Source organism: Pseudomonas sp. P65(2024), from assembly GCF_057480955.1.
Genome location: NZ_JBLIYX010000022.1, coordinates 57,498 through 76,755 on the forward strand (window position 1 = coordinate 57,498; position 19,258 = coordinate 76,755).

Here is a 19,258-nt window from a genome sequence, read left to right on the forward strand (position 1 = left end):
CTTCACCTCATACCCAAGTGGTCGGCGATTAACCGTCCTTCTCGATTTCACAGAGTAGCGGATGCTGGCTTTCCCTGGCGTATTGGTTGACCTGCATGGCCTTTGTCTCGGCGATGTCACGGGTAAACAATCCGCATACTGCCCGCCCTTCGGTATGGACGGTCAGCATGATCTTCGTTGCCAGCTCGCGGTTCAAATTGAAGAACGTCTCGAGCACTTCGACGACGAAATCCATCGGCGTGTAGTCATCGTTGAACAAAACCACCTTGTACATCGGCGGCGCCTGCAGGATCGGCTTGGCCTCCTGGACGGCAAGGCCCGCGCCATCGTCCTCATGCCCGTCCTCATGCGACTGGGGGCGATCCTGATTGAATGTTAGTCGAATCTCACTGGGTACATGCATGGAAAGAATTTCATCATGATCGACAGGTTAAGGTTGTGGCTTGACCGCGCAGGCCGCTCCCGGCGCAGGCGCCGGCTGACCTTGACTATCGGCAAAACGGTGTTACAACCAATAAGAACCCACCGTGGTCGATAAAGATCCGCGCAGTCAACCAGATTTTCTCGCAAGGTTCGTATGCGGATGAAGTGGATGATACTCCAGTGATGGAGTCCTTTGCAGAGGGACATAGGGATGGCAAGCGGTAAAGTCAAGTGGTTCAACAATGCCAAGGGCTACGGATTCATCAACGAGGATGGCAAGACCGATGATCTGTTCGCCCACTATTCAGCGATCCAGATGGACGGTTACAAGACGCTGAAAGCCGGCCAGGCCGTGAACTTCGAGATCATCCAGGGCCCCAAAGGGCTGCACGCGACCGACATCAGAAGCGCGACCAGCAACGTCCAGGCCAGCGCGACGAACCCAAACAATACCGTCGAAGTCTGATTCCCAACCTGTCTGCCGGTAAACGAAAAAGCCGGTCGCCCCTTTAATATAAAGAGGCGACCGTTTTTTTGCCCCGCTTACATGTGCTTGATCAGCGCCTCGCCAAAGCCCGAACTACCGACCAGGGTCGCGCCGTCCATCAGGCGCTCGAAGTCATAGGTCACGGTCTTGGCCGCAATGGCGCCATTGGTGCCCTTGATGATCAGGTCGGCCGCCTCGGTCCAGCCCATGTGCCGCAGCATCATTTCCGCCGAGAGGATCACCGAGCCCGGGTTGACCTGGTCCTTGCCGGCGTACTTCGGCGCGGTGCCATGTGTGGCCTCGAACATGGCCACGGTATCCGACAGGTTGGCGCCTGGCGCGATGCCGATACCACCCACTTCCGCCGCCAGGGCATCGGACAGGTAGTCGCCGTTGAGGTTGAGGGTGGCAATCACATCGTACTCGGCCGGACGCAGCAGGATCTGCTGGAGCATGGCGTCGGCGATGGCATCCTTGACGATCACCTCGCGGCCTGTCTTCGGATTCCTGAACTTCATCCACGGGCCGCCATCGAGCAGCTCGGCGCCGAACTCGTCGCGTGCCACCTCGTAGCCCCAGTCCTTGAAGGCCCCTTCGGTGAACTTCATGATGTTGCCCTTGTGCACCAGGGTCAGCGACTTGCGGTCGTTGTCCACCACATACTGCAGGGCCTTGCGCACCAGGCGCTTGGTGCCCTCCTTCGAGACTGGCTTGACGCCAATACCGCAGTCCTGGTCGAAGCGGATCTTGGTGACGCCCATTTCTTCCTTGAGGAACTTGATCACCTTGTTCGCCTCGGGCGAACCGGCCTTCCACTCGATGCCGGCATAGATGTCCTCGGAATTCTCGCGGAAGATCACCATGTCGACGTCACCCGGCTTTTTCACCGGGCTCGGCACGCCCTGGAACCAGACCACCGGGCGCAGGCACACATAGAGGTCGAGCTGCTGGCGCAGGGCCACGTTGAGCGAGCGGATGCCGCCGCCAACCGGGGTGGTCAGCGGCCCCTTGATCGACACCACGTAGTCGCGCACCGCATCCAGGGTTTCCTGGGGCAGCCAGGTATCCTGGTCGTAGACCTGGGTGGCCTTCTCGCCGGCGTACACCTCCATCCAGGCGATCTTGCGCTTGCCGCCGTAGGCTTTCTGCACGGCGGCGTCGACCACCTTGATCATCACCGGCGAGACGTCCACGCCAATGCCGTCACCTTCGATGTAGGGAATGATGGGGTTATCGGGAACGTTGAGCGAATGGTCTGCATTGACAGTGATCTTGGCACCATCAGACGGAACCTTGATTTTCTGGTATCCCATGCTGCACTACTCCGCTTTTCCTGGTGTGATTGGAAATCGTGCGATCCACTGAGCCTAAACCACATCTGCCGACCTGCAAGCTCGCTGCCACGACAGTCGAAAAAGGATTGGAAAATCCCCCTGGCAGCCTGCGGCAACACGCCACATTGCTCCTACGTCTTTGGTCTTATAAATGCGCTGATACCAGTTCACCTTGCTGAATAGCCCAAAGGGTTTGATATACTCCGGCGCGACCATAGGGTCATCGGGGCGAACCCTAGGAAAATGCGGCTCGCCCTTGGTCATGAATGACCGCAAAGCCTGGGTTGTTACCGCGGCCCAGCACTTGACGCTCGACTGATGCATCCACCATCACCGCTCGCAGCCTCTCGACTTTCCGCTCATGGCGTCGCCAGGGCGAAGCGCCTACCCTGCGCACCTCGAGACTCGAGTACGCTCAGCACATAGAGAGTTAACCCGCATGCCCACCCGTTCCAAGATCATCTACACCTTCACCGACGAAGCCCCCGCCCTCGCCACCTACTCGCTGCTGCCGATCGTCGAGGCCTTCACCGCTTCGGCCGATATCGCCGTCGAAACCCGTGACATCTCCCTGGCCGGCCGTATCCTCGCCGCCTTCCCGGAGCAACTGGGTGCCGAGAAGCAGGTAGGCGATCACCTGGCGGAACTGGGTCAGCTGGCCACCACCCCTGAAGCCAACATCATCAAGCTGCCGAACATCTCCGCGTCGGTTCCACAGCTGAAGGCCGCGATCAAGGAGCTGCAAGCCAAGGGCTTCAACATCCCCGACTACGCCGACGAGCCGGCCAGCGCCGAGGAAAAAGAATCCCGCGCCCGCTATGACCGCATCAAGGGCAGCGCCGTGAACCCGGTCCTGCGCGAAGGCAACTCCGACCGCCGCGCCCCGCTGTCGGTCAAGAACTACGCCCGCAAGCACCCGCACAAGATGGGCGCCTGGGCCGCCGACTCCAAGTCGCACGTTGCCCACATGACCCAGGGCGACTTCTACGGCAGCGAAAAAGCCGCGCTGATCGAGGCTGACGACAGCCTGCGCATCGAGCTGGTCGGCAAGGACGGCGCCACCACCGTCCTGAAAGAAAAAACCGCCGTCAAGGCCGCCGAAGTCATCGACTGCGCCACCCTGAGCCGCAAGGCCCTGAAAGCCTTCATCGCCGAGCAGATCGCCGATGCCAAGGCCTCTGGCGTGCTGCTGTCGGTGCACCTGAAAGCCACCATGATGAAGGTCTCCGACCCGATCATGTTCGGCGTGATCGTCGAAGAGTTCTACGGCGACGTACTGGCCAAGCACGCAGCCGCACTCAGCCAGGTGGGCTTCAACGCCAACAACGGCATCGGCGACCTGTACGCCCGCATCAAGGATCTGCCTGCCGAGAAGCAAGCCGAGATCGAAGCCGACATCCAGGCCCTGTACGCCGTTCGCCCGGCCCTGGCCATGGTCAATTCGGACAAGGGCATCACCAACCTGCACGTACCGAGCGACGTCATCGTCGACGCCTCGATGCCTGCGATGATCCGCGACTCGGGCAAGATGTGGAACACCGCCGGTGAACTGCAGGACGCCAAGGCGATCATCCCGGACCGCTGCTACGCCGGCATCTACCAGGCCACCATCGAAGACTGCAAGGCCAACGGCGCCTTCGACCCGACCACCATGGGCAGCGTGCCGAACGTCGGCCTGATGGCGCAAAAAGCCGAAGAGTACGGCTCCCACGACAAGACCTTCCAGATCAAGGCCGACGGCGTCGTGCGCGTGGTCGATGGCAAGGGCAAGGTCGTGCTGGAGCAGGACGTCGAAGCCGGTGACATCTTCCGTATGTGCCAGACCAAGGACGCGCCGATCCAGGACTGGGTCAAGCTGGCCGTCAACCGCGCCCGCCTGAGCAACACCCCGGCGGTGTTCTGGCTGGACCCGGCCCGCGCCCACGACGGCGTGATGATCGAGAAGGTGCAGCAGTACCTGAAGGATCACGACACCTCCGGCCTTGACATCCGCATCCTGGCCCCGGTCGACGCCATCAAGTTCTCCCTGGCCCGCATCCGCGAAGGCAAGGACACCATCTCGGTGACCGGCAACGTGCTGCGTGACTACCTGACCGACCTGTTCCCGATCATGGAACTGGGCACCAGCGCCAAGATGCTGTCGATCGTTCCGCTGATGAACGGCGGCGGCCTGTTCGAGACCGGCGCCGGTGGTTCGGCACCGAAGCACGTGCAGCAGCTGGTTGAAGAGAACTTCCTGCGCTGGGACTCGCTGGGTGAGTTCCTGGCCCTGGCCGCCTCCCTGGAGCACCTGGGCAACACCTACGACAACCCGCGCGCCAAGGTCCTGGCCAACACCCTGGACCAGGCTACCGGCAAGTTCCTCGACACCAACAAGTCGCCTTCGCGCAAGGTCGGCGGTATCGACAACCGTGGCAGCCACTTCTACCTGACCCTGTACTGGGCAGAGGCACTGGCCGCCCAGACCGACGACACCGCCCTGCAGGCGCGCTTCGCCCCGCTGGCCAAGACCCTGAGCGAGAACGAGGCGACCATCGTCGCCGAGCTCAACGCCGTCCAGGGCAAGCCGGCCGACATCGGTGGCTACTACGCCCCGGATGCCGAGCTGACCGCCAAGGTGATGCGCCCAAGCCAGACCCTGAACAGCGCCATCGCCGCCCTGTAAGGTTCGCTTGACGTAACAGCACAGACCCCGGCCACGCACCGGGGTTTGTGCTTTTTGAAGTTTGTGAAATCTCCCGTGGGAGCGGGCTTGCCCCGCGATTGCGCTGAACCTGTATGGGCGCAATCGCGGGGCAAGCCCGCTCCCACGCCCCGCCATGGAGCCCACTGTATGACCTGGCAACCCCACATCACCGTCGCCACCATCGTCGAACACGACGGCAAGTTCCTCTTCGTCGAGGAGTTCAAGGCCGGCCAACATGTATTCAATCAGCCCGCCGGCCACCTCGAGGCCAACGAGACCATCGCCCAGGCCGCCCTGCGCGAAACCCTCGAGGAAACCGCCTGGGAAGTCGAACTCACCGGCGTGGTCGGCATCTACCTCTATACCGCCCCGAGCAACGGCGTCACCTACCAGCGCATCTGCTTCGCCGCCCGCCCCGTGCACCATCATGCCGACCTGGCGCTGGACAGCGACATCGTCCGTGCCGTGTGGCTGACCCGCGACGAACTGCTGGCCGAGCCGTCACGCTGGCGTAGCGAGTTGGTACCGCGCTGCCTCGACGACTATCTCAAAGGCCCGCTGCACAGCCTCGACCTGCTGCGCGACTGACGCCAGCCCACGGGTTTGATAGAATCGGCGTTTTTCCCCTCTGATACACACCGGTAGCCATGACCAGCCCAGCACTCAAAGACCCCGCCAAGACCCGCGTCATCGTCGGCATGTCCGGCGGCGTGGACTCTTCCGTCTCCGCCCTTCTGCTCATCGAGCAGGGCTACCAGGTGGAAGGTCTGTTCATGAAGAACTGGGAAGAAGACGACGGCACCGAATACTGCACCGCCCGCGAAGACCTGGCCGACGCCCAGGCCGTGTGCGACCGCATCGGCATCAAGCTGCACACTGCCAACTTCGCCGCCGAATACTGGGACAACGTGTTCGAGCACTTCCTCGAGGAGTACAAGGCCGGCCGTACGCCCAACCCGGACATCCTCTGCAACCGCGAGATCAAGTTCAAGGCGTTCCTCGACTACGCCCTGTCCCTGGGCGCCGACCTGATCGCAACTGGCCACTACGTGCGCCGCCGCGACACTGGCGCGCTGACCGAGCTGCTCAAGGGCCTGGACCCGAACAAGGACCAGAGCTATTTCCTGCATGCCGTCGGCGGCAAGGAAATCGCCCGCACCCTGTTCCCGGTCGGCGAGCTGGAAAAGCCCGAGGTACGCGCCATCGCCGAAAAACACGGCCTGGCCACCGCCAAGAAGAAGGACTCCACCGGCATCTGCTTCATCGGCGAGCGCCGCTTCAGCGATTTTCTCAAGCAGTACCTGCCGGCCCAGCCCGGCGAGATCCAGACCACCGAGGGTGAAGTGATCGGCCAGCACCATGGCCTGATGTACCACACCATCGGCCAGCGCCAGGGCCTGGGCATCGGCGGCCTGAAGGACGCCGGCGACGAGCCGTGGTACGTGCTGGAAAAAGACCTCGCGCGCAATGTGCTGGTGGTCGGCCAGGGCAACGAGCACCCGTGGCTGTTCTCCCGCGCCCTGCTGGCCTCGGAAATTTTCTGGGTCAACCCGATCGACCTGTCCAGCCCGCGCCGCCTGACCGCCAAGGTGCGCTACCGCCAGGGCGACCAGCAGTGCACCCTGGAACGCACCGAGAGCGGCTACCGCGCCGTGTTCGACGAGCCGCAGCGCGCCGTCACCCCGGGCCAGTCGGTGGTGTTCTATGACGGCGAGGTGTGCCTGGGCGGCGGCGTGATCGAGATCGCCGAGCCGTGGAGCCCGCGCCGATGAACAACCTTCAGGAGCAGTTGGTCGCCCTGGGTGGTGTGTTCCAGGCCGCGGTGCTGGTCGACCGCATCGCCCGCACCGGCCAGGCCAGCGAAGCCAACATCGGTTGCATGCTCGGCAGCCTGCTGGTGCGCGACCCGAAGGATACCCTGGAGGTGTTCGGCGGCGACGACCTCAACCTGCGCGACGGCTACCGCGCGCTGGTCGGCGCCCTGGAGCGCGACCCCAGCAGCCTGCAGCGCGAACCGCTGCGCTACGCCCTGTCGATGCTGGGCCTTGAGCGCCAGTTGAACAAGCGTGGCGACATGCTCGACACCATCGGCAACCGCCTGCCGCAGATCCAGTCCCAGGCCGAGCATTTCGGCCTGGTTCACGAAAACGTCATTGCTTCCAGTGGAGCCTTGTACCAGGACACCCTGAGCACCCTGCGCCAGCGCATCCAGGTGCACGGCGACATGCGTTTCCTGCAGCAGGCCAGCAACGCCTCGAAGATCCGCGCCCTGCTGCTGGCCGGCATCCGCGCGGCGCGCCTGTGGCGCCAGCTGGGCGGGCACCGCTGGCAGCTGGTGTTCAGCCGGCGCAAGTTGCTCAATGAACTGTACGGGATGATGCGTACCAACGATTGACGCAGAACCTGTAGGAGCGGCCTTGTGTCGCGAAAGGGCCGCAGCGCGGCCCCAGGATCTCGAGCCTGACTCAAGATTGCCGGGGCTGCTGCGCAGCCCTTTCGCGACACAAGGCCGCTCCTACAGGGGATCGCAACAGTTTTGATAGGCCCGACCTTTGGTCAGCCACCCGACTCGGGCGCGTTTTTCATGTATGATATGCGCCCTTCCAAAAGCCTGACTGTCCGAGAACACCCCATGCAGCTCTCCTCGCTCACTGCGGTTTCCCCTGTAGACGGCCGTTATGCCGGCAAAACCCAGGCCTTGCGCCCCATCTTCAGCGAATTCGGCCTGATCCGTTTCCGCGCCTTGGTCGAAGTACGCTGGCTGCAGCGCCTGGCCGCCCACCCGCAGATTGGCGAAGTGCCGGCGTTCTCCGCCGAAGCCAACGCCGTGCTGGATAGCCTGGCCACCGATTTCAAACTTGAGCACGCCGAACGCGTCAAGGAAATCGAGCGCACCACCAACCACGACGTCAAGGCCATCGAGTACCTGCTCAAGGAGCAAGCGGCTCAACTGCCTGAGCTGGCCAAGGTCAGCGAGTTCATCCACTTCGCCTGCACCAGCGAGGACATCAATAACCTGTCCCACGCCCTGATGCTGCGCGCCGGCCGTGACGACGTGCTGCTGCCGCTGATGCGCCAGATCGCCGAATCCATCCGTGCCCTGGCCCACGCCCACGCCGACGTGCCGATGCTGTCGCGCACCCACGGCCAGCCGGCCTCGCCGACCACCCTGGGTAAAGAGCTGGCCAACGTCGTCTACCGCCTGGAGCGCCAGATCGCCCAGGTGGCAGCCGTGCCGCTGCTGGGCAAGATCAACGGCGCCGTGGGCAACTACAACGCCCACCTGTCGGCCTACTCGCAGATCGACTGGGAAGCCAACGCCCGCGCCTTCATCGAGGACGAGCTGGGCCTGGTGTTCAACCCCTACACCACCCAGATCGAGCCGCACGACTACATCGCCGAGCTGTTCGACGCCATCGCCCGCTTCAACACCATCCTCATCGACTTCGACCGCGACGTCTGGGGCTACATCTCGCTGGGCTACTTCAAGCAGAAGACCGTCGCCGGCGAAATCGGCTCCTCGACCATGCCACACAAGGTCAACCCGATCGACTTCGAGAACTCCGAAGGCAACCTGGGCATCGCCAATGCACTGTTCCAGCACCTGGCCAGCAAGCTGCCGATCTCGCGCTGGCAGCGCGACCTGACCGACTCCACCGTGCTGCGCAACCTGGGCGTGGGCTTCGCCCACAGCGTCATCGCCTACGAAGCCAGCCTGAAAGGCATCGGCAAGCTGGAAGTCAACGCCGCCCGCATCGCCGCCGACCTGGACGCCTGCTGGGAAGTCCTGGCCGAGCCGATCCAGACCGTGATGCGCCGCTTCAACATCGAGAACCCCTACGAGAAGCTCAAGGAGCTGACCCGTGGCAAGGGCATCACCCCTGAAGCGCTGCTGACCTTCATCGACGGCCTGGACATGCCGGCCGAAGCCAAGGCCGAGCTCAAGCAACTGACCCCGGCGACCTACATCGGCAACGCCGTGGCCCAGGCCAAACGCATCTAAGCTGAGCGTCGCGTACAACGCCCGGCCTGGCCGGGCGTTTTTATTCCCGTACGAAAACTAAGTTTTTTCAATAGGTTGAACATGAATTCTGATACTCCACTGCAACTGTTGGGCGGCCTCACGGCCCGTGAATTCCTGCGCGACTACTGGCAGAAAAAGCCGCTGCTGGTGCGTCAGGCCTTCCCCGACTTCGTCAGCCCCATCGACGCCGACGAGCTGGCCGGCCTGGCCTTGGAAGAAGAAGTCGAGTCGCGCCTGGTACTCGAACACGGCGAGCGCCCGTGGGAGCTGCGCCGCGGCCCGTTCGCCGAGGACGCTTTCGCCGACCTGCCCGAGCGCGACTGGACCCTGCTGGTGCAGGCGGTTGACCAGTTCGTGCCGGAAGTGGCCGAGCTGCTCGAAGCGTTCCGCTTCCTGCCGAGCTGGCGCATCGACGATGTGATGATCAGCTATGCGGCGCCCGGCGGCAGCGTCGGCCCGCACTTCGACAACTACGACGTATTCCTGCTGCAGGGCGACGGCACGCGCAACTGGAAAGTCGGACAGATGTGCAACAGCGACAGCGCGCTGATCGACCACGCCGACCTGCGCATCCTGGCCGACTTCGAGCAGAGCGAAGAGTGGACCCTGGAGCCGGGTGACATGCTCTACCTGCCGCCGCGCCTGGCCCACTACGGCGTTGCCGAGAGCGAGTGCCTGACCTACTCGGTGGGCTTCCGCGCCCCGAGCGCCGCCGAAGTGCTGACCCACTTCACCGACTTCCTCGGCCAGTTCCTGCCGGAGGAAGAGCGCTACAGCGACGCCGACGCCCAGCCGGTCAGCGACCCGCACCAGATCCAGCACGACGCCCTCGACCGCCTCAAGGCGCTGATCGACAAGCACATGGCCGACAAGGACCTGCTGCTGACCTGGTTCGGCCAGTTCATGACCGAGCCGCGTTATCCCGAGCAGGTGGTGGGTGAAGAGCTGAGCGAGCAGGAGCTGCTCGACTACCTCGGCCAGGGCGCCATCCTGATCCGCAACCCGAGCGCACGCCTGGCCTGGTCGGAGTTCGGCGACGACCTGTTGCTGTTCGCCAGCGGTCGCAGCTGCCCGCTGCCGGGCAAACTGCGCGAGCTGCTGAAGCTGATCTGCTCCGCCGATGCCCTGCACAGCGAGAACCTTGGGCAGTGGCTGGAAGACGAAGACGGCCTGATGCTGGTACAACAACTGGTCATGCAAGGCAGCCTGGGATTCGCCGATGAATAAGATCAGTGTTCGACTGGCCGACTGGCACAAGGACAACGCCGACATCCACCGTATCCGCAGCGCCGTGTTCGTCGCCGAGCAGCACGTGCCGCCGGAGCTGGAATTCGACGCAGAAGACCCGACCGCCGTGCACTTCCTGGCCATGGAGGGCGACTACCCGATCGGTACCGCCCGCCTGCTGCCCGACGGCACCATCGGCCGGGTCTCGGTGCTCAAGGACTGGCGCGGCCTGCATGTGGGCGACGCGCTGATGCGCGCGGTGATCGTCGAGGCGCAGAACCGCGACCTCAAGCAGCAGATGCTCAGCGCCCAGGTGCACGCCACGCCATTCTATGAGCGCCTGGGGTTCCGCGTGGTCAGCGAGGAGTTCCTCGAGGCTGGCATTCCGCACGTGGACATGGTTCGCGACTCGCGCGAGATGGCCTGAGCCATCACGTTGGCCTGCTCTTTTAGGAGCGGCCTTGCCGAGGCGTCGGCAAGGCCGCTCCTACAGGGTTACGCCCTACCCCTCAGGCAATCACAATCTGCCCATCCCCCACCCCCTGGGCCGAGATCCCCACCAGCGTCACGCTATCCCCCCCGAACTTCAGCACCAGGTCATTGCCAACCTGGCTGGCATGGGCACGCCAGTCCGGCGCCGCCGTACCTCTGTCCACGCCAATGAACACCAGCCGGTCCTGCCCGGAGAAGTCCAGCACCCGATCCTGGCCAAAATGCTCGCTGAACAGGAAGGTGTCGCGCCCGCCGCCGCCAATGAGCACATCGTTGCCCGCGCCGCCGACCAGCACGTCATTGCCAGCACCGCCCTGCAGCCGATCGTCACCGCCCAGGCCAAACAACCACTGACCCTGGTTGCCCGCCACCAGTTGGTCGCCAGCCTGGGTGCCGTTGAGCGAAGACGCGTAGGGCGTGACCTTGCCGCTCTCGAACAGCCCCTGCGCCGCGACCCCATGGCTGACCTCCTTGCTGAAGATCAGCAGGCTCGACTCCTTGCTCACCAGGTTCTCGACATTGCGCACCAGGCTGATGCCGCCCTGGGCGTCGCGCACGTACAGCGTGCCCTCGCCGTCCCGGGCGATGCTCAGGTTGGCCAGGGCGTCCTGCAGCTTCAGGGTGTCATGGCCGGCGCCGCCGTCGATCAGGTTGAAGCCGCCGTCGTCGCGGAAGGTGTCATTGCCGGCCCGCCCCTCAAGGTAGTCGTTGCCACGCCCGCCGTGGATCAGGTCATCCTGGTCGGAGCCGATGATGAAGGTGCTGCCTTTGTGCGGCTCGGCATTGCGGTTGAGGTCCTCGACCCAGGTCGAGCCACGGGTGACATCGGACAGGTTGCTGACCACGATGGTCGAGTCGCGGCTGGTCCATTGATAGAACGACGACCCCAGCACCCGACCAAGGCCATCGGCGTAGGCCGTCGGCAGGTGCGACAACCAAGTGGCGATGTTGCCGATGGAGAACGGCAGCAGGTTCCAGGCGTCGGAGGCGTAGTGGTCGTTGAAGTTGACAATGTTGTTGGTGGCCGAGGCCTTGGCGCCGTCGTGCACGCCCAGGGTGCCCCAGGTTGCCGAGGTGCCGTCGAGCACGCGGAACACCGGGTCGTTCTCATAGCCGATATTGAGCACCTTGCTGGCGTCGGCGGCCTGGGTCGGCGAGGCGAAGGCGACGTAACGCGCATCCTGGTAGAAGCCGCCCCAGCGCGAGCCGCTGAGATCGGCCAGGCTGTTGACCGCCAGGCCGCCTAGGCTGTGACCACTGACGGTGACATCGGCGCCGCTCAGGCCGTTGGCCTTGGCGAAGGCCGCCACATCGGCGAGCAGTTGCCCGAATGCGTTACCGGCGTAGTCACGGGCATAACCGGCCGGGCCGATCGCCGCCAGCAGGTCGTTGATGGCGTCACCGATGGTGTCACCCAGCAGGTTCTCACGCGGGCCGCTGGTGCCGCGGAAGGCGATGCCGATGCCGCTGAGCTGGCCGGCGGCATCGTAGCGCCCAAGGATTTCCACCTGTGCCGAGGTGTAGCCCGGCGCTTCGCCATGGAATGTGCCGCGGGCGTCGGTCTTGCCCTGGTAGCCCAGCTGCGCCGCGCTGATCGGCGTCCAGCCGGCGGCCTTGACCTGCGCCAGGGCCCGGGCTTCGGAGTCAGGGTTCCAGGGGATGCCGGGAATGACGCCCTGACTGTCGGTGCCGCCGATCAGCGCCTTGACCAGGGTGGCCGGCAGGCCCAGGCCAAAACCGTACTTCTGGTAGCCGGCGCTGAAGCCATCGTCGATGCCATGGTAGGCATAGGTGGCCAGGGCCATGGCATCTTTATAGAGCGAGGAGGAGGCAGTGCTGTCGAGCTGTCGGTAATCGAAAACGGGCATTGGTTTACATCCCTGTTGTTCTTGTAGGAAGGACACCCCAGCGACATCGTCCAGTGACACAACTGGCGGGCGAAAGGCAAAGCTGGCACGCATTTGCCGAGTCGTCCAACCCCAAGGGGTGACTACCCTGCCAAACATGCGGGCGAAAAACCTGTACATGCATACAGATAAAGCTTGCCTGCACGCCCTGGCTTGCGCATCCTAGTGCCCATCTTCCGCGATCAAGCGTTCCGGCCATGCGCCTCTTTCTCTGCGAAAAACCCTCCCAGGCAAAAGACATCGCCAAGGTCCTCGGCGCCCAGCGGCGTGGCGACGGCTGCTGGCAAGGCACCGATGTTTGCGTGACCTGGTGCATCGGCCACCTGCTCGAGACCGCCCCACCAGACAGCTACGACGAGCGCTACAAGCGCTGGGTCCTCGAGGACCTGCCGATCATCCCGCAAAAGTGGAAGATGACCGTCAAGCCCAAGACCGCCAGCCAGTACAAGGCGGTCAAGCGCCTGCTCGGCGAGGCCCGCGAACTGGTGATCGCCACCGACGCCGACCGCGAGGGCGAGATGATCGCCCGGGAGCTGGTCGAGCACTGTCGCTACCGAGGGCCGATCCAGCGTCTGTGGCTGTCGGCGCTGGACGATGCCTCGATCCGCAAGGCGCTGGGCCGCCTGCTGCCGGGGCAGGAGACCTTTAGCCTGTACCATTCGGCCCTCGGCCGCTCGCGGGCCGACTGGCTGATCGGCATGAACATGAGCCGCCTGTTCACCCTGCTCGGCCGCCAGTCCGGCTATCAGGGCGTGCTGCCGGTAGGCCGGGTGCAGACACCGACGCTGCGCCTGGTGGTGGACCGCGACCGCAGCATCGCCGACTTCGTGCCGGTGCCCTTCTGGGCCATCGAGGTGCAACTGGAAAGCGCCGGCAGCGTGTTCAACGCCCAGTGGCGCGCGCCGGAGGACGCCTGCGACGACCAGGGTCGCTGCCTGAGGCAGGACCTTGCCCAGCTGGCGGCCGCCGACATGCAGGCGGCCGCCAGCGCCCGGGTGCGCAAGATCGCCACCGAACGCGTGCGCGAGGTGGCTCCCCTGCCCTTCGACCTCGGCACCCTGCAGGAGGTGTGCTCGAAGAAGCTCGGCCTCGGCGCCCAGGAGACCCTGGACATCGCCCAGGCCCTGTACGAGACCCACAAGCTCATCACCTACCCGCGCAGCGACAGCGGCTACCTGCCTCTCAGCCAGCACGGCGAGGCCGCTGGCATCCTCGCCGTGCTTCAGCGTGCCGACGACAGCCTCGCGCCGCTGCGGCCGCACCTGGACCCAGGTCGCCGCTCGCGCGCATGGAACGACCAGAAGGTCAGCGCCCACCACGGCATCATCCCCACCGCCGCCGCCAGCGACCCGGCGCGCCTGCCGCCCAAGTACAAGGCGGTGTATACCCTGATCCGCGCCCGTTACCTGGCGCAGTTCCTGCCCAACCACGAGTACGACCGCACCCAGGCCGAGTTCGATTGCGCCGGTCATGCGCTGCGGGCGGTGGGCAAGCAGATCGTCGAGCCGGGTTGGCGCCGGGCGCTGCCCGAGGCACTGACCCCAACCAAGGGTCGCGAGGCGCCACCGGCCCAGGTGCTGCCGGCGCTGCGCGAAGGCCAGGACTGCGCAGTGCGAGACCTGCAGTTGAAGGACCTGTGGACCCAGCCGCCCAAGCCCTTTACCGAAGGCGACCTGATCAAGGCGATGAAGAACGTCGCCAAGCTGGTCGACGACCCTCGGCTGAAACAGAAGCTCAAGGAAACCACTGGCATCGGCACCGAGGCCACCCGGGCCAGCATCATCCAGGGCCTGCTCGACCGTGGCTACCTGGTCAAGAACGGCAAGGCGCTGTCGGCCACGCCCGCCGCCTTCAGCCTGATCGACGCCGTGCCGCGGGCCATTGCCGACCCCGGCACCACGGCGATCTGGGAACAGGCGCTGGACATGGTGCAGAGCGGCGAGATGAGCCTGGACGAGTTCGTCACCCGCCAGTCGGCCTGGATGGGCAAGCTGGTGCAACGGTGCAGCGGCCTGCGCCTGACCATCAGCGGGCCGGCAGCGGGCAAGGCGGCGGCGCCTTGGAAGAAGAAGCGCAAGGGTGCCGCCAAGGGTAAGACAGCAGCCAGCAAGCCCCGACAGCCGCGGCGCAAGGCATCTACATAAGGTAGACGAGCTCCAGCTCAACCTGTGGGAGCGGCCTTGCGTCGCGAAAGGGGCGCGCAGCGGCCCCAGGATCTCAGCGCTAGATAGAGAATGTCAGGGGCCGCTCTGCGACCCTTTCGCGACGCAAGGCCGCTCCCACAGAAAACGCGTAAATACCGACCGTCATGCTAGGCACCTCATCTTAAGAAGACTGGCGCTATGAAAACCCTCTGCTATTTTTTCATGAAAATAATCAGAAAAAATTTCACGAGGCCCCGGCATGTTCAAGCAATCCGCCCAGCACGTCGCCAGCTATTACGCCCGCACCTACCCCGCCACCATCCCCCTGCGCCCTACCCTGCAGGGCACCCACGACACCGACATCCTGATCGTCGGTGCCGGCTTCAGCGGCCTGCACACGGCCCTGCGCCTGACACTGGCCGGCCAGCGCGTGACCCTGCTGGAAGCCAGCCGGGTGGCCTGGGCCGCGTCGGGCCGCAACGGTGGCCAAGCCTTGCTGGGCTGGTCGTGCGACATGCCCCCGCTGGAGCGAGCCCTGGGCCTGGAGCGCAGCCGACGCCTGTGGGACAGCATGTGCTGGGCCGCCCGCGAGCTGCGTGAACTGCCCCAGCGCCATGGCTTTGACGTCGACTATCGCCTGGGCAGCCTGTGGACCGCCGTACTGCCACGCCGGGTAAAACTGCTGGAGGAGGCCCGGCGTGAAGCACAGGAGAAGTTCGACTACGACTGCCTGCGCCTGATCGGCCGCGAGGAATTGCCCGAGTGGATCGACAGCACCCGTTATCAGGCCGCGCTGTACGACCCCAATGGCGCCCACCTCAACCCACTGAAACTGGCCCAGGGCCTGGCCGGTGTGATCGAGGCGAACGGCGGGCAGATCTACGAGCAGAGCCAGGTACTCGACTACCACGAACACGCCGATGGCTTCGTCGTCCGCACCGATCAGGGCGAGGTGCGCAGTCGCGTACTGGTGCTGGCCTGCAACGCCTATATCGACCGGCTCGACCGTGCCCTGTCACGGCGCCTGTTGCCGGTGGGCTCCTACCAGGTGGCCACGGCGCCGCTGGACGCCGAGTTCGCCGCCTCGCTGCTGCCACGCAACAGCTGCGTGATCGACAACCAGTTCGTTCCCGACTACTTCCGCCTGACACCCGACCATCGCCTGCTTTTCGGGGGCGGCTGCACCTACCTGGGCGGCATCCCCAAGGACGTCGCCAGCGCCACACGACCCTACCTGGAACGGGTGTTCCCGCAGTTGCGTGGGGTGGCCATCGAACATGCCTGGGGCGGCCATATCGACTGCAGCATCCAGCGCACCCCGGATATCGGCCGTCAGGGCCAACGCTACTGGCTGCAAGGATTCTCCGGGCACGGGGTGCTGCCGACCCTGGCCGGCGCACGCGCCGTCAGTGACGCGATTCTAGGTGACGACGATCTGCTCGCGCTTTACCAGAGTATCGACAATGGCCGCTTCCCTGGCGGCGACCTGCTGGCCGCGCCCCTGGAAGCAGCCGCCAAAGCCTGGTACAGGATGCGCGACCATGTCTGAACCGATCGACGACAACCAAGGCCTGGCGCGACTGGTGCGCGACCTGCGCAAGCACCGTGGGCTGACCCTTGACGAGCTGGCCGGCCGGGTCAAGCGCTCGCTGGGCTTTCTCTCCCAGGTCGAGCGCGGCCTCTCACGCCCCACGGTGGCCGACCTCACCGCCATCAGCGAGGCGCTGCAGGTCCCCACCACCTACTTCTACCAGGCCGTGCCGCCCCGGGCGCTCGACTGGGTCACCCGTCCCGGCGAGCGACGTACCCTGTACTACGCCGCCGGGATCACCGACGTGCTGGTCTCGCCGACCCTCACCGGCCGCTTCGCCATGCTCGAAAGCCACCTGGCGCCCGGCGCCAGCAGTGGCGAGGGGCATCTGGACGACAGCTCGGAACAGGGTGGTTTCGTACTCGAGGGCGAACTGACCCTGTGGCTCGAAGGCCAGGAAGATGCCGTCACCCTGTACCCCAACGACAGCTTCCAGCTGCCACCCCACAGCCAGTTCCGCTACGCCAACCTGACCGCCCGAACGACCCGGGTTCTCTGGGTCTTCCGTTGAGAGCATGCCCATGACAAGTACAACAGGCTTCCCCGATCTGCTCAGCGAAGTACGCGCCTTCCGTACACGACACCCCGAGGTGCGCTACGTCGACTTGATCAGCCTGGACATCCCCGGGCACTTCTACGGCAAGCGTTACCCGATCGACATGCTGGAAAAGGTGGCCGCCGGCAGCCCGCTCAAGCTGCCGCAGAACTGCGTGCTGCTTGGCGTGCAGGGCGGGCTGTTCCCCATCGGCGACTACTGCTTCAACGACGGTGACCCGGACGCCCCGCGCCGCCTGGTGCCTGATACGCTGAAGCCGGTTAATTGGGAGCGCGAGCCGCTGGGACAGATGCTGATCACCTCGGACGGCACCGCGGCGCCCATCGAGTTCGAGCCCCGCGAGGTGCTGGCCCGCGTCCTGCAGCGCCTCGAACGCCGGGGCATCCGCCCGGTGGTGGCGTTCGAACTGGAGTTCTACCTGTTCGACCGGGCGCTGAAGGACGGTCTGCCGCAGTTCCCCCGCGATCCGGCCAGTGGCGATGCCGACGACCAGCCGAACATGCATATCGAGCGTCTTTCGCGGTTTTCCGATGTGTTACGCGAGATGGTCGAGACCGCCAATGCCCAGGGCGTGGACGCCAATGTCATCACCGCCGAGCTGGGCCCTGGCCAGTTCGAGATCAATTTCGCTCACTGCGACGACGGTCTGCGCGCTGCCGACTGGGCGGCGCTGTTCTGTCGCAGCACCCGTGGCGTGGCGCTCAAGCATGGGCTGCGTGCGTCGTTCATGAGCAAGCCCTACCTCCACGCGCCGGGCAGCGGCATGCATGTGCATGTCAGCCTCTACGACGCGGCCGGCAGCAACCTGCTCGCCGCCGACGCCCAGCGCCCGCTGCGCCACGCCGTGGCCGGCTGCCTGGCGCTGCTGCCGCACTGCATGCCGGTGTTCGCCGCCAACCACAATGCGTTTCGTCGCTATGGCGCCATGGTCAACGCCGCCAGCCGTGCAAGCTGGGGCTTCGAGGACCGCGACGCCTGCATTCGTATCCCCGAGTCGGATCCGCGCAACCTGCGGATCGAACACCGGCTGGCCGGGGCGGATGCCAATCCATATCTGGTGCTGGCGGCGATACTCTGCGGCATGGAGCATGGGCTGGATGCCGCGCAGGAGCCGATCGCGCCGCTGAACGAAGATCGAGGCAGCGGGATCGATTTCCCCAAGGACATGCTCGGCGCGGTGGCGGCCATGCGCGGACACCCGGCAGTCAACGAAGGGCTGGGCGCAGAGTTCGTGATGGTCTATTGCGAGAACAAGCGCCAGGACCATCTGGCGTTTCTGCAGGAGGTCAGTGCGCGGGAGTATCGCTGGTTCCTGTAGGCCCTGTTGCTGCCTCTTCGCGGGTTTACCCGCGAAGAGGCTGGCACTGGAATCACGCGCCGCCCAGGATTACCATGCACCACCTCTAGCGCGGCCTTTTGCCGCACCCCGCCTTCCAGCCTGCGCACACCCCATGCCCTTCGAACTCACCGTAGAACCGCTCACCCTGCTGATCCTCGCCCTGGTCGCCTTCGTCGCCGGCTTCATCGACGCCATTGCCGGCGGCGGCGGGCTGCTGACGACCCCGGCGCTGCTCACTGCCGGCATGCCGCCGCACCTGGTGCTGGGCACCAACAAGCTCAGCTCGACCTTCGGCGCTGCCACCGCCAGCATCACCTACTACCGGCGCAAGCTGTTCCACCCGGCGCAGTGGCGCCTGGCGATCGTCGGCACCCTGGCAGGCGCGCTGATCGGCGCGGTGGTGGCCCACTACATGCCTGCCGAATGGTTGAACAAGATGCTGCCGGTGGTCGTCTTTGCCTGTGGCGTCTACCTGCTGTTCGGCGGCACGCCCAAGGCGCCTCTGGACGCCGAGGCGCCGATCAGGAAGAAGTGGCAGTTCCCGCAAGGTTTCACCCTGGGCTTCTATGACGGCGTCGCCGGGCCCGGCACCGGTGCCTTCTGGACCGTTAGCACGTTGCTGCTCTATCCCATCGACCTGGTTCGCGCCAGTGGCGTGGCGCGTAGCATGAACTTCGTCAGCAACATCGCGGCGCTGACGGTGTTCATCATTTCCGGGCAGGTGGATTACATCGTTGGCCTGTGCATGGGGGTGTCGGTGATGATCGGGGCGTTCTTCGGGGCGCGTACTGCGATCAGTGGGGGGAGCAGGTTTATTCGGCCGGTGTTTATTGCCGTGGTGTTGGCGTTGACTGTGCGGTTGGCTTGGCAGCATTGGTTTGGGTAGGGCTTGGGCTTGGGCTTGGGCTTGGGCTTGGGGGCGATTGTTTTGATTTTTGTATGCGCATTCGGAGGGTGTCAGAAATTTTGTGTTCGGGCATAACATGAGTAAGAGGTGCATGTATGCCAACCAAAAAGAAACCCTTGCGTGACCTGCCCAAAATCCCCA

16 protein-coding genes are annotated in these 19,258 nt (G+C 64.7%); 13 read left to right on the forward strand and 3 right to left on the reverse strand.

From position 1 onward, the window contains the following. Positions 1 to 28: 28 nt before the first annotated feature. Complete coding sequence (gene clpS / locus AC25MA_RS23440; RefSeq protein WP_028692390.1) at positions 29 to 403, reverse strand: ATP-dependent Clp protease adapter ClpS; 375 nt, start codon at positions 401 to 403, stop codon at positions 29 to 31. Between the two features lie 231 nt (positions 404 to 634). Here clpS and cspD point away from each other — a divergent pair, with 231 nt between their 5' ends. Then, the gene (gene cspD, locus AC25MA_RS23445; protein ID WP_036986657.1) at positions 635 to 889 is read left to right on the forward strand and encodes a cold shock domain-containing protein CspD; all 255 of its coding nucleotides are present in this window, start codon (positions 635 to 637) and stop codon (positions 887 to 889) included. A 77-nt stretch (positions 890 to 966) separates the two neighbouring features. On the opposite strand, the gene icd is transcribed toward cspD, so the two are convergent. Further along, entirely contained in the window at positions 967 to 2,223 is a 1,257-nt protein-coding gene (gene icd / locus AC25MA_RS23450) for an NADP-dependent isocitrate dehydrogenase (protein ID WP_028692392.1), read from the reverse strand. Between the two features lie 460 nt (positions 2,224 to 2,683). Between icd and AC25MA_RS23455 the strand changes: the two genes are divergently transcribed. From AC25MA_RS23455 to AC25MA_RS23485, 7 genes are all read left to right on the forward strand, one after another. Further along, positions 2,684 to 4,909 (forward strand): NADP-dependent isocitrate dehydrogenase, encoded by a 2,226-nt coding sequence (locus AC25MA_RS23455; RefSeq protein WP_062359668.1) that lies wholly within the window; start codon positions 2,684 to 2,686, stop codon positions 4,907 to 4,909. A gap of 168 nt (positions 4,910 to 5,077) precedes the next feature. After that, complete coding sequence (locus AC25MA_RS23460) at positions 5,078 to 5,518, forward strand: NUDIX hydrolase (protein WP_028692394.1); 441 nt, start codon at positions 5,078 to 5,080, stop codon at positions 5,516 to 5,518. 59 nt (positions 5,519 to 5,577) lie between these two features. Next, positions 5,578 to 6,702, forward strand: coding sequence for a tRNA 2-thiouridine(34) synthase MnmA (gene mnmA, locus AC25MA_RS23465; protein ID WP_028692395.1), 1,125 nt, complete (start codon positions 5,578 to 5,580; stop codon positions 6,700 to 6,702). Further along, entirely contained in the window at positions 6,699 to 7,325 is a 627-nt protein-coding gene (gene hflD, locus AC25MA_RS23470; protein WP_028692396.1) for a high frequency lysogenization protein HflD, read from the forward strand. Before mnmA ends, hflD begins: the two co-directional genes overlap by 4 nt. 237 nt (positions 7,326 to 7,562) lie before the next feature. Next, complete coding sequence (gene purB, locus AC25MA_RS23475; RefSeq protein WP_062359667.1) at positions 7,563 to 8,933, forward strand: adenylosuccinate lyase; 1,371 nt, start codon at positions 7,563 to 7,565, stop codon at positions 8,931 to 8,933. 81 nt (positions 8,934 to 9,014) lie between these two features. Then, positions 9,015 to 10,181, forward strand: a complete 1,167-nt coding sequence (locus tag AC25MA_RS23480; protein ID WP_028692398.1) for a ribosomal protein uL16 3-hydroxylase — start codon at positions 9,015 to 9,017, stop codon at positions 10,179 to 10,181. Then, complete coding sequence (locus AC25MA_RS23485; protein WP_028692399.1) at positions 10,174 to 10,608, forward strand: GNAT family N-acetyltransferase; 435 nt, start codon at positions 10,174 to 10,176, stop codon at positions 10,606 to 10,608. Before AC25MA_RS23480 ends, AC25MA_RS23485 begins: the two co-directional genes overlap by 8 nt. A gap of 82 nt (positions 10,609 to 10,690) precedes the next feature. Here the strand turns inward: AC25MA_RS23485 and AC25MA_RS23490 are convergent, their stop codons facing one another. Beyond that, positions 10,691 to 12,541 (reverse strand): polyurethane esterase, encoded by a 1,851-nt coding sequence (locus AC25MA_RS23490; protein ID WP_028692400.1) that lies wholly within the window; start codon positions 12,539 to 12,541, stop codon positions 10,691 to 10,693. A gap of 236 nt (positions 12,542 to 12,777) precedes the next feature. Between AC25MA_RS23490 and AC25MA_RS23495 the strand changes: the two genes are divergently transcribed. The 5 genes from AC25MA_RS23495 (at position 12,778) to AC25MA_RS23515 (ending at position 19,096) form a co-directional block, all read left to right on the forward strand. After that, positions 12,778 to 14,724: a DNA topoisomerase III gene (locus AC25MA_RS23495; RefSeq protein ID WP_069017325.1), complete on the forward strand. Its 1,947-nt coding sequence runs from the start codon at positions 12,778 to 12,780 to the stop codon at positions 14,722 to 14,724. A 259-nt stretch (positions 14,725 to 14,983) separates the two neighbouring features. Then, complete coding sequence (locus tag AC25MA_RS23500; protein ID WP_088851773.1) at positions 14,984 to 16,273, forward strand: NAD(P)/FAD-dependent oxidoreductase; 1,290 nt, start codon at positions 14,984 to 14,986, stop codon at positions 16,271 to 16,273. Then, positions 16,266 to 16,826, forward strand: coding sequence for a helix-turn-helix domain-containing protein (locus AC25MA_RS23505; RefSeq protein WP_069017323.1), 561 nt, complete (start codon positions 16,266 to 16,268; stop codon positions 16,824 to 16,826). Before AC25MA_RS23500 ends, AC25MA_RS23505 begins: the two co-directional genes overlap by 8 nt. Before the next feature lie 10 nt (positions 16,827 to 16,836). Then, positions 16,837 to 18,189 carry a glutamine synthetase family protein gene (locus AC25MA_RS23510; RefSeq protein ID WP_279153614.1) on the forward strand — a complete coding sequence of 451 codons (1,353 nt, stop codon included), beginning with the start codon at positions 16,837 to 16,839 and terminating at the stop codon, positions 18,187 to 18,189. Between the two features lie 133 nt (positions 18,190 to 18,322). Further along, positions 18,323 to 19,096, forward strand: coding sequence for a TSUP family transporter (locus tag AC25MA_RS23515; RefSeq protein ID WP_028692405.1), 774 nt, complete (start codon positions 18,323 to 18,325; stop codon positions 19,094 to 19,096). Positions 19,097 to 19,258: the final 162 nt, after the last annotated feature.

Excerpts from the sequence above, each read along its gene's own strand:
- AC25MA_RS23505 (WP_069017323.1), top strand. The coding sequence starts at position 16,266 with ATGTCTGAACCGATCGACGACAACCAAGGCCTGGCGCGACTGGTGCGC.
- AC25MA_RS23480 (WP_028692398.1), top strand. The coding sequence starts at position 9,015 with ATGAATTCTGATACTCCACTGCAACTGTTGGGCGGCCTCACGGCCCGT.
- AC25MA_RS23490 (WP_028692400.1), bottom strand. The coding sequence starts at position 12,541 with ATGCCCGTTTTCGATTACCGACAGCTCGACAGCACTGCCTCCTCCTCG.
- AC25MA_RS23500 (WP_088851773.1), top strand. The coding sequence starts at position 14,984 with ATGTTCAAGCAATCCGCCCAGCACGTCGCCAGCTATTACGCCCGCACC.
- purB (WP_062359667.1), top strand. The coding sequence starts at position 7,563 with ATGCAGCTCTCCTCGCTCACTGCGGTTTCCCCTGTAGACGGCCGTTAT.
- clpS (WP_028692390.1), bottom strand. The coding sequence starts at position 403 with ATGCATGTACCCAGTGAGATTCGACTAACATTCAATCAGGATCGCCCC.
- AC25MA_RS23455 (WP_062359668.1), top strand. The coding sequence starts at position 2,684 with ATGCCCACCCGTTCCAAGATCATCTACACCTTCACCGACGAAGCCCCC.
- AC25MA_RS23515 (WP_028692405.1), top strand. The coding sequence starts at position 18,323 with ATGCCCTTCGAACTCACCGTAGAACCGCTCACCCTGCTGATCCTCGCC.
- AC25MA_RS23460 (WP_028692394.1), top strand. The coding sequence starts at position 5,078 with ATGACCTGGCAACCCCACATCACCGTCGCCACCATCGTCGAACACGAC.
- AC25MA_RS23485 (WP_028692399.1), top strand. The coding sequence starts at position 10,174 with ATGAATAAGATCAGTGTTCGACTGGCCGACTGGCACAAGGACAACGCC.
- AC25MA_RS23495 (WP_069017325.1), top strand. The coding sequence starts at position 12,778 with ATGCGCCTCTTTCTCTGCGAAAAACCCTCCCAGGCAAAAGACATCGCC.
- AC25MA_RS23510 (WP_279153614.1), top strand. The coding sequence starts at position 16,837 with ATGACAAGTACAACAGGCTTCCCCGATCTGCTCAGCGAAGTACGCGCC.
- icd (WP_028692392.1), bottom strand. The coding sequence starts at position 2,223 with ATGGGATACCAGAAAATCAAGGTTCCGTCTGATGGTGCCAAGATCACT.
- cspD (WP_036986657.1), top strand. The coding sequence starts at position 635 with ATGGCAAGCGGTAAAGTCAAGTGGTTCAACAATGCCAAGGGCTACGGA.
- mnmA (WP_028692395.1), top strand. The coding sequence starts at position 5,578 with ATGACCAGCCCAGCACTCAAAGACCCCGCCAAGACCCGCGTCATCGTC.
- hflD (WP_028692396.1), top strand. The coding sequence starts at position 6,699 with ATGAACAACCTTCAGGAGCAGTTGGTCGCCCTGGGTGGTGTGTTCCAG.